At 35.1% G+C, this 2,175-nt stretch carries 2 protein-coding genes; both read right to left on the bottom strand.

Annotated features, from left to right (window positions below; translation table 11 throughout):
• Positions 1 to 23 precede the first annotated feature (23 nt).
• Positions 24 to 866 (bottom strand): hypothetical protein, encoded by an 843-nt coding sequence (locus FKP33_RS26595; RefSeq protein WP_141336816.1) that lies wholly within the window; start codon positions 864 to 866, stop codon positions 24 to 26.
• A gap of 198 nt (positions 867 to 1,064) precedes the next feature.
• Positions 1,065 to 1,613 (bottom strand): hypothetical protein, encoded by a 549-nt coding sequence (locus FKP33_RS26590; RefSeq protein ID WP_141336815.1) that lies wholly within the window; start codon positions 1,611 to 1,613, stop codon positions 1,065 to 1,067.
• Between the last annotated feature and the right edge of the window lie 562 nt (positions 1,614 to 2,175).

The following is a 2,175-nucleotide window of genomic DNA, read 5'->3' as shown; positions in this document are numbered from 1 at the left end:
GGATGGAGCACTCGCTACGACATCTATCTTTCAATAATTTCAATACTTGGATGATTTTTAATTATTTTTAAAGCCTCGTAAAAAGACTGTGCGTCTATAACATTGACAGATAAGTTCCCCTTTTTTAATTCTTCTATGCTTTTAAATGTGGCAAGTACAGGGATTTTACCTCCATTATTTATAATCAGGTCGTTTAGATACTCAATTCCTTTTAATACTGTTGGAGCAATTTCATAGATATAATCTTGATAAAGTTGTTTGATAAACATCATTGAAATCTCAACGTGTATATCCAATGGAATTAATTCAGACATATTTTTAATATCTTCCGCAGCATGTTTCCATGCCTTAAACTTCATTAATGTTTCTCTTGAAGCGAAGATTCCATTTGGGCCAGATTCACTCTGATGAATTACTGACAAGGGAAAGCCGTAATGTAAAGCATAGTTTCTCATAAGTGCAATAAAACGATAGGAAACGTGGCTATCGTAAAAAACACTTGTTTTTTCTTGAAACTTCTTCATTCGTTCCTTTCCAAAATATTTACTGTTATATTTTTCACCGTAATCAATAAACATTGATACGGCTGCTAAATAATTGATTAGTAATCGATTAGCTTCTAAATATACTACTTTCTCATCTACTTTCAAATAATCTTTTGCTTTTGAGGAATACGATAAAAATTCATTACCGTTTCTAATAAGCAAATTGTGAACATTATCCATTGCACTTATTTTATGTGCTTCCCCTAAGGAGGTATTGTGACTGTCGTACTCTTCTTTGGTGATATGCTTCTGAATAATAATTTGTTGTCCATGCTCAAGTGAATAGTCTCTAAAACCTAATGCATAAATTATAATTCCCATCAGTTCCTTCTTAGTTTATTCTTTTACTAACCCTCTTGTAAGAGAACTTTTTTGAAATCTAATTCTTATAATGATTCACGAATTTCCAAGGGGAGTTATCCGTGTAGCCAGCTTCATCGAAAATACTTCCTGTGGACTTCGCGCTTGTTCCCCGCGTACATACGCTGTTATCTGATGCAGCCACATTATGAAATACTATCAAGTATTCTTTGGTGTACTTGAATAGACCATATAGTCTTGAATAGATTCATCATATTCAAAAATTTGTTTTGCTGGATAATCGTTTCCTACAATCGCAAAAAATTTATCCAGTAAAGTTAATTCAATATAATACAACTTTTTATTCCTCATTCTATCGGAGCAAAAGAAAAAACCATCAATCCCTTTTTCTTTATCGGTTGCTATGAGAAATATATAACTGTGTATGATTTGATTATAAAACTGGTTTACTTGCAACTTTTCATTAATCGGATTATCTAAATCAAAAAGTTCTTCAATTCGATGCCAATTTAGTAAAGTTACACTTTTCAAATTTCTGTAGGATTTTACTTCTAATTGAATACTTTTGGTATTTGAAGATAGTTTATAGGCTTCAATAAGTTTCCGTATTGAATATAGAGAAATCATAATATCTTTTTCAAATTCTACGGAAAGTTCTTCTGTGAAAGAGGTAGTACGATACTTTATATTAATTTTCTCTGAGAGTGCCAACAAATCATCTTTCCAGTACGATGACTCCCAAATCATCAGAAGATTCCCCTTGTCTTTTATATTGTTATTGGATTTCATATAACTTCGTATTGATGAACTGCACGAATAGCTTATTATCCATATCTATATGTGAATTATCTATCATCACAACGGTCAGGAACAGGGCGAATATATGGCGAGACGAACTTTCCACAACCAATTTTTCGGCGTCACTTATGGCACTGTTCCCCGGATTAATCTAATCGCCCGATACACCCGCTCCAGCAGAGCGCATGCATCATATAGTGCGGATAGGTCTACGGCCGAACGACGGCTTGTCGAAGTTGGATAGAATGGAGGAGGACGATTCCCAAATTGATCATGTCATGTTAGGAATCAAACTGGACAACAGGAAGCGCGTCGGCAGCGTAGAACTCTCCTTTAACTAGGAGACCGAGAAGCATTTTTTAAGCGCAGCCCCTTCCGCTATTGGTTCAGCGGAAGGGGCTTTTCCTTTGTCCAGAAAAGCCCTCCATCTTCGTCAAAGCGAGACTGTCAAGTAAAAAGTGTAACCTTCTCGAATAACCTTATAAAACACCCCGGCAAAAGCCGGTATCTT

It is taken from the genome of Paenibacillus sp. tmac-D7, from assembly GCF_006519665.1.
In the GTDB taxonomy this organism is placed as follows: domain Bacteria; phylum Bacillota; class Bacilli; order Paenibacillales; family NBRC-103111; genus Paenibacillus_G; species Paenibacillus_G validus.
The sequence above is the reverse complement of the archived record's forward strand: the minus strand, read 5'-3'. Positions and strand labels throughout refer to the sequence as shown.

Excerpts from the sequence above, each read along its gene's own strand:
- FKP33_RS26590 (WP_141336815.1), bottom strand. The coding sequence starts at position 1,613 with ATGATTTGGGAGTCATCGTACTGGAAAGATGATTTGTTGGCACTCTCA.
- FKP33_RS26595 (WP_141336816.1), bottom strand. The coding sequence starts at position 866 with ATGGGAATTATAATTTATGCATTAGGTTTTAGAGACTATTCACTTGAG.